General features: G+C 74.3%; 8 protein-coding genes. 1 reads left to right on the top strand and 7 read right to left on the bottom strand.

The window, feature by feature from the left end; genetic code table 11:
- Nucleotides 1–53: 53 nt before the first annotated feature.
- From asd to mshD, 7 genes are all read right to left on the bottom strand, one after another.
- Complete coding sequence (gene asd / locus CITRIK5_RS07320) at nucleotides 54–1226, bottom strand: aspartate-semialdehyde dehydrogenase (protein ID WP_044659549.1); 1173 nt, start codon at nucleotides 1224–1226, stop codon at nucleotides 54–56.
- Between the two features lie 10 nt (nucleotides 1227–1236).
- Nucleotides 1237–1467, bottom strand: coding sequence for an NF038396 family protein (locus CITRIK5_RS07315; RefSeq protein WP_044659550.1), 231 nt, complete (start codon nucleotides 1465–1467; stop codon nucleotides 1237–1239).
- Between the two features lies 1 nt (nucleotide 1468).
- Nucleotides 1469–2029: a dihydrofolate reductase gene (locus CITRIK5_RS07310; protein ID WP_044659551.1), complete on the bottom strand. Its 561-nt coding sequence runs from the start codon at nucleotides 2027–2029 to the stop codon at nucleotides 1469–1471.
- A gap of 22 nt (nucleotides 2030–2051) precedes the next feature.
- A complete protein-coding gene (locus tag CITRIK5_RS07305) occupies nucleotides 2052–2882 on the bottom strand; it encodes a thymidylate synthase (RefSeq protein ID WP_002854751.1) in 831 nt (276 codons plus the stop codon).
- 82 nt (nucleotides 2883–2964) lie between these two features.
- Entirely contained in the window at nucleotides 2965–3321 is a 357-nt protein-coding gene (locus CITRIK5_RS07300) for a GNAT family N-acetyltransferase (protein ID WP_041103569.1), read from the bottom strand.
- Nucleotides 3322–3396: 75 nt separating this feature from the next.
- Nucleotides 3397–4407 carry an NUDIX hydrolase gene (locus CITRIK5_RS07295; RefSeq protein ID WP_041103568.1) on the bottom strand — a complete coding sequence of 337 codons (1011 nt, stop codon included), beginning with the start codon at nucleotides 4405–4407 and terminating at the stop codon, nucleotides 3397–3399.
- 138 nt (nucleotides 4408–4545) lie between these two features.
- The gene (mshD, locus tag CITRIK5_RS07290; protein WP_159833413.1) at nucleotides 4546–5499 is read right to left on the bottom strand and encodes a mycothiol synthase; all 954 of its coding nucleotides are present in this window, start codon (nucleotides 5497–5499) and stop codon (nucleotides 4546–4548) included.
- A gap of 101 nt (nucleotides 5500–5600) precedes the next feature.
- Here mshD and CITRIK5_RS07285 point away from each other — a divergent pair, with 101 nt between their 5' ends.
- The gene (locus CITRIK5_RS07285) at nucleotides 5601–6407 is read left to right on the top strand and encodes a hypothetical protein (protein ID WP_230594474.1); all 807 of its coding nucleotides are present in this window, start codon (nucleotides 5601–5603) and stop codon (nucleotides 6405–6407) included.
- Nucleotides 6408–6491: the final 84 nt, after the last annotated feature.

The raw sequence follows: 6491 nt of genomic DNA, 5'->3' as shown, positions 1-6491 counted from the left end.
GGTACGGGGGCCGGGGCTGGGCCGGGTGCGCGCCGCCGCGCCGGCGTCGCGGCTCAGAGGTTGCCGGTGGCGATCATCAGCATGCGGCGCACGGGCTCGGCCGCACCCCACAGCAGCTGGTCGCCGACGGTGAACGCCGACAGGTACTCGGGACCCATGTTGAGCTTGCGCAGCCGGCCGACGGGGATCTGCAGGGTGCCGGTCGCGGCGATCGGGGTCAGGTCGGTGACCGTGGCCTCCTTGGTGTTCGGCACCACCTGCACCCACTCGTTGTCCGCGGCGATGATCTGCTCGACCTCGTCCAGCGGCACGTCCCGGGTGAGCTTGAGGGTGAGGGCCTGCGAGTGGGAGCGCATGGCGCCGATCCGCACGCACAGCGAGTCGAACGGGATCCGGTCCGCCCCGGTCAGTCCGAGCACCTTGTTGGTCTCGTCGTAGGCCTTGCGCTCCTCGCGGGAGACGCCGTCGCCCAGGTCGGAGTCGATCCAGGGGATCAGCGAGCCGCCCAGCGGCACGCCGAACTGCGTCGAGTCCAGGCCGTCGCGCTGCAGCTCGATCACCTTGCGGTCGATCTCGAGGATCGCCGACGCCGGATCGGCCAGCTCGGCCCGCACCGCGCCGCCCAGCTCGGCGTACTGGATGAGCAGCTCGCGCATGTGCCGGGCACCGCCGCCGGAGGCCGCCTGGTAGGTCATGGCGGTGCCCCACTCGACCAGGCCCGCCTTGAACAGGCCACCGAGGCCCATGAGCATGCAGGAGACGGTGCAGTTGCCGCCGATGAAGTCCTTCGTCCCGTTCGCCAGGGCGGCGTCGATCACGCCGCGGTTCACGGGGTCCAGTGCGATCACGGAGGTGTCCGCCATGCGCAGGGTGGAGGCGGCGTCGATCCAGATGCCGTCCCAGCCGGCGGCGCGCAGCTTCGGGTACACGGCCTGCGTGTAGTCCCCGCCCTGCGCGGTGAGGATCACGGGCAGGGCCTTGAGCGCGTCCACGTCGTACGCGTCCTGGAGCACGCCCGGGTCACCGGCCATGCCCTCGAGCACGGGCGCGGGACCGCCGGCGTTGGACGTGGAGAAGAAGACGGGATGGATACGGGCGAAGTCGCCCTCCTCGGCCATGCGCTGCAGGAGGACGGACCCCACCATGCCGCGCCAGCCGACCAGGCCCACGGTGGGCACGGCGGCCGCGTCGGGGGCGTTCACAGATGCGGGGGCAGCGGAAGTCATGCCCTCCAGGCTAGCGGCCCTGCTGCGCGCGCTTCCGCTTGTTCCACGCGATGAAACCGCCCACGGCGAACACCTGGGTCAGCACGAGCAGGAACACCAGCCCGGCGATGGTCTTGCCCTGCAGCACGAGGATCAGCCCGAACACGGCGCACACGAACGCCAGCACGGGCAGGACGACGAGCGCGAGGAACGAGACCGCCTGCGGGGAGAGCAGACGCTGGTCGGAGTCGGTCGGGGCCATGTCAGTCGCGTTCCCATCGTTCGAAGCGGTGGCGCGGGCCGGAGGCGGAGTCCAGCCACGCGTCGGGGGCGGGCTCGACGGCGGTGCGCCGCCAGCGGGCGTCGAGCAGCGGGGCGTGCGTGTCGCCGTCGACGTCGGCGTCGATCACGGTCACCTCGGCGCGCGAGGCCACGTCGAGGGCCTGCTCGTAGAGCGTCGCCCCGCCGATCACCCACACGGTGTCACAGCCGTCGGCCTCGGCCGCGGCGGCCAGGGCCGCCCCGAAGTCCGGCACGACGACGGCGCCCGCGGCCCGCAGCTCCGCGCCGGCCTCCTCGGTGGCCGTCAGGGTGCGGGAGACCACGATGTTCGTGCGCCCGGGCAGCGGGCGGAAGCGCGCCGGGAACGACTCCCACGTGCGCCGGCCCATGATCACGGGGTGGCCGTGCGTGTGGGCCCGGAAGTGCGCGAGGTCCTCCGGGACGTGCCACGGCATGGTGCCGTCGCGACCGATGACGCGCTCGGGGGTCTGGGCCCAGATCATGGCGATCACGGGCTCGGTGGGACGGGTGGCCCGGCTCATGGGGTCGCTGCGCATCCTCGGCTCAGACGGCGATCGGCGCCGTGATGGTGGGGTGGTGACGGTAGTCGAGGACCTCGAAGTCCTCGTAGTCGTAGTCGAAGATCGACGCGGGGGTGCGCCGCAGCCGCAGCCGCGGGTACGGGTACGGCTCGCGGGAGAGCTGCTCGCGCACCTGCTCCTCGTGGTTCGCGTAGATGTGCACGTCCCCGCCGGTCCACACGAACTCGCCGGGAGTCAGCCCGGTCTGCTGCGCGACCATCACCGTGAGCAGCGCGTACGAGGCGATGTTGAACGGCACGCCGAGGAACAGGTCCGCCGAGCGCTGGTAGAGCTGGCATGAGAGCCGCCCGGGGGCGCCGTCCTGACCGGGGGAGACGTAGAACTGGAACAGCGCGTGGCACGGCGGCAACGCCATCTCGTCCACCTCGGCGGGGTTCCACGCGGTGACGATGTGCCGGCGCGAGTCGGGGTTCGTCCGGATCTGCTCCACGACCTTGGCGATCTGGTCGATGTGGCCCCCGTCCGGGGTGGGCCACGAGCGCCACTGCACGCCGTAGACGGGGCCGAGCTCGCCGTCCTCGTCCGCCCACTCGTTCCAGATCCGCACGCCGCGCTCCTGGAGCCACCGCACGTTCGAGTCCCCGCGCAGGAACCACAGCAGCTCGAGCGCGACCGACTTGAAGTGCACGCGCTTGGTCGTGATCAGCGGGAAGGACTCGGCCAGGTCGAAGCGCAGCTGGCGGCCGAACACGCTGCGCGTGCCCGTGCCGGTCCGGTCCGTCTTGACGGCCCCGTGGGCCATCACGTCGGCGAGGAGGTCCTCGTAGGGGGTGGGGATGCTCACCCGGCCCACTCTAGCGATCCGAGCGGACGCGCTGAGCGTCGTCGACGGCCCGGCGGAGGCGGGTACCGGCAGGGCAGGGCCCCGCCCCCGGTCAGCCGTGGAAGACCATGTCCTGGTACTCGGGGTAGCGGCGCAGGTAGTCCTCCACGTAGGAGCACTCGGGCACGATCCGGTCACCCTCCGCGCGCAGCCGGTCCAGGACCATGGTCACGAGGGCGCGGGCATAACCGCGGCGGCCGAACTGCTCGTCGATGATGGTGTGCTGCAGGCGCAGGACCACGGTGTCCTCGCCGTCCGCGCCGCGCACGGTCTCCTGGTCGTAGCCGAGGAACCCGATGAAGGTCCCGTCCTGGCGCAGCTCGAAGCGCTGACGGTCCGGGTCCCGGGTCACCGTGAGGCGCTCGTGGACGATCTTCTCGGGCTGGCTCTGGGCGGCGGTGTTCTCCATGACCCGAGCCTAGGGCCGGGGGCGGGCCCGCTCAACGGTGGCCCGGTCGTGCGGGCCGAGGCCGGCGCGGGCGGCTCAGTCGTCCCAGGGGTCGTAGACCTCGACGGCCACCACGTCGCCGTCGAGGTCGAGCGCGCGGTGCGCCACCAGCACAGCGCCGGGCCGCAGCCACGGATCCTCGGTCGGCAGGGCCCGCAGCACGCGGTCCGCCTGGCCGGCGGCCGCGTCCTCGACCACCTCGAACAGGGTCGGCAGCACCGGCCGGTGCGTGCACACGACCAGCGGCCGGGAGCGGCCCATGAGCTCGGCCATCACCTTGCGGGTCTTCTTGGGCTTCTCCCGGGCCGTGGTCTCCGTGAACGCGCCCTTGGTCTTCAGCGGCAGCCGGCTGGACTTCACGAGCGGGGCCAGCGTCTCCACGCAGCGGCGCCACGGGGAGGAGACCAGCCGCTCCGGCCGCCAGGCCGACACGAGGCCCTCGACGGCGAGCGCCTGCCGCCGGCCCGTCGCCGCCAGCGGGCGCTCCTGCTCGGCGCGGGACCACGAGGAGCGGGGCTTGGCCTTGGCGTGGCGCAGCACCAGCAGCGGCACGGTCCGCAGGCGCCCCCGGGAGGCGGCACGCAGCAGCAGGTCGAGCGGTTCGTGATCCGAGTCGTTCGTCAGCAGCCGCCGGGCCTCGTCCGGCCCGACCCAGCGGACCTCGTCCACCTCGTCGCCGTCGGGGAGGGCGCGCTGGCCGTCGACCTCGGCGGCCCAGTACCAGACCTCCTTGCTCTGACGTGCGCCCCGCTTGCCGGGCACCTCGTACGCCGTCACGCACAGCGGGATGCCCGGCCGCAGCTCGAGGCCGACCTCCTCGCGCAGCTCGCGCACCGCGCACTCCGGCAGGGTCTCACCCGGATCGAGCTTGCCCTTGGGCCACGACCAGTCGTCGTAGCGGGGCCGGTGGATCACCATCACCTCGAGGCCGCCGGGCACGCGGCGCCACGGCAGCATGCCGGCGGCCAGCACCTCGGCGCGGGGGCCTTCCGAGACACGGTCCTCCGTGGACCAGCGGGCGACGCGGTCGGCGTGGGACGAGGGCATGGGGCGGGTTCCTCTCGGGGTGCGGCGGCCGCGACGACTGCTGGGGCAGGGCACGGGGCGTGGCCGACCCCGCGGGGGCCGGCCACACCAGGATACGAGGCCGCCGGGATGTGCCCGGCCGGCCCCCGCCCGAGGGTCTCAGGGGCGGCGGTACTGGGCGTCGGCGGCGAACAGCTCGAAGCCGAGGGACGCGTAGAGCGCGACGGCGGCCGTGTTGTCCGCGTCCACGTACAGGTCCACGACGTCGACTCCCTGTTCCGCCATCCGGTGCAGCCCCGCCAGCGTCAGGGCCCGACCGAGGCCGAGGCCCTGGGCGTCGGGGGAGACGCCCACGGCGTACACCTCCCCGACGCGCGGGCCGTCGGCTCCGGCATCCGGCTCCACCTTCGTCCAGTGGAAGCCGAGCAGCCGCCCGTCCGCCTCGCGGGCGGCGAGCAGGAGGCCGTCGGCGTCGAACCAGTCCTCCGCCATGCGGTCGTCGAGGTCGGCGCGGGTCAGGCTGCCCTGTTCGGGGTGGTCCGCGAAGGCGGCGGCGTTCACGTCCAGCCAGGCCTGCTCGTCCTGGCCGGGGACGAAGCCGCGCAGGGCCACCCCGTCGGCGAGCCGCACCTCCGGCAGGGCGGCGAGCGCCGCGTGCGACAGGCGCATCCGGCGCAGCTCGCGGACGGGCTCGAGGCCGTGCCGCCGGGCGAGCCGGACCGCCCCCGGGAGCATGCCGTGGGCCCAGACGCTCGTGGTCGCCTCCCGCGCCAGGTCCCGGACCGCGGCGGCCGCGGCGTCGGCCAGGACGGTCCCCCGTCCGGTGCGGCGTGCGGTCGGATCGACGACGAGCTCGAGCACGGCCGCCGCGCCCTCCGGCACGAGCACGGCCGCCCCGTCGATCGTCCCGTCCGTGCCCCGGGTGGCCCCCCACCAGAGCTGCCCGCCGCGGGCGAGCAGCACGCGCGTCTGGTCCGAGAGCGGGGGATGGCCGTCCGCCGCCCCGGCACGGTCGGCCAGGTCCAGGACGGCGCTCGCCTCCTCCGGGCGCGGGGTGACGACGCGCGGCATGCCGTCGGCGTCGGAGGTCGTGGGGGTGGGGTGTTCGGCCATGCCGGCCACCCTACGGAAGGAGGACGGTGGCCCGCGAGGTGCGCCCCGCCGTCGCCCGCCCAGGGCCCAGCCGGTGCGCACCTGGCAGGATGGGGCAGGTGATGCGCTTGTCCATGGCCCTGAGTGCGGCCGTCGCCGCCCTCGTCCTGGGCGGTGCCGCGTTGCTGGGCCCGGTCCCCGCCGCCCTCGCCGCCGCCGTCGTGATCCTGGTCATCGCCTGGGGCTGGCCGCGGCAGATGGGGGCGCCCGCGCGCCTCTCGCTCAGCGTCACCCTGGCCGTCGCCGGGGGCATCGCGGTGCTGCTCATGCTGCTGTGGCCGCCGCTCGAGGACGGCCACAGCGGGGCCTGGACGCTCTTCGAGCCGCTCGCCGTCGTCGTCGCCTGGAGCACCATGGCCTCGTTCGTCGTCCAGCTGGTGCGCGGGACCGGCCGGCCGCTGCGCCTCGAGTCCACCGTCGCCACGATGGGCGGGGCGTTCATGGCCGTCGTGACGGCGTGCTGGGTGGCCGTCTCACGCTGGAGCGACACCCCTGCGGTCGCCGGGCTGGTCATCACGCTGGCGGTCACGGTGGCCGCGGTCTCCCTCGTCGGCCTCACCCCGTGGATGCAGGGCCGGCCGGGAGTCCTGGCGCTCGTCGTCATCCCCCTCGGCACGGTGCTCGCCTGGCCCGTCTCGGCGCTGGCCGGCGTGGGCGCCCGGGACCGGCCGGCCGTCACGGCCGCGGCGCTCGCGGTGGCCGTGCTGGTGTCCCTGACCGCCGCCACGGCGCCGTCGTCGCGGCCGCGACCCGAGGACCGGCCGGTGGGCACCACCCTGCGCCCGCGCCGGGCGGGTTACGCCCTCGCGTTGGCGCCCGTGGGCGCGGCCGGCGTGGTGGCGCACGTCATGGTGGGCTTCCTGGCCTGACAGGTCGGGCCCGCTCGGTAGGATGTCCCGCATGGATACCCTTCTTGCGCTCGAGATCTTCTTCCTGGCCCTCGTGGTCCTGGC

It is taken from the genome of Micrococcus sp. 116 (genome assembly GCF_902506395.1).
Classification (GTDB): Bacteria; Actinomycetota; Actinomycetes; order Actinomycetales; family Micrococcaceae; genus Micrococcus; species Micrococcus luteus.
This window is presented reverse-complemented; position numbering and strand designations above follow the sequence as displayed.

What these genes read in the sequence shown, in the direction of transcription:
- CITRIK5_RS07315 (WP_044659550.1), bottom strand. Translation starts at nt 1,467, where the DNA reads ATGGCCCCGACCGACTCCGACCAGCGTCTGCTCTCCCCGCAGGCGGTC.
- CITRIK5_RS07295 (WP_041103568.1), bottom strand. Translation starts at nt 4,407, where the DNA reads ATGCCCTCGTCCCACGCCGACCGCGTCGCCCGCTGGTCCACGGAGGAC.
- asd (WP_044659549.1), bottom strand. Translation starts at nt 1,226, where the DNA reads ATGACTTCCGCTGCCCCCGCATCTGTGAACGCCCCCGACGCGGCCGCC.
- CITRIK5_RS07300 (WP_041103569.1), bottom strand. Translation starts at nt 3,321, where the DNA reads ATGGAGAACACCGCCGCCCAGAGCCAGCCCGAGAAGATCGTCCACGAG.
- mshD (WP_159833413.1), bottom strand. Translation starts at nt 5,499, where the DNA reads ATGGCCGAACACCCCACCCCCACGACCTCCGACGCCGACGGCATGCCG.
- CITRIK5_RS07285 (WP_230594474.1), top strand. Translation starts at nt 5,601, where the DNA reads ATGCGCTTGTCCATGGCCCTGAGTGCGGCCGTCGCCGCCCTCGTCCTG.
- CITRIK5_RS07310 (WP_044659551.1), bottom strand. Translation starts at nt 2,029, where the DNA reads ATGAGCCGGGCCACCCGTCCCACCGAGCCCGTGATCGCCATGATCTGG.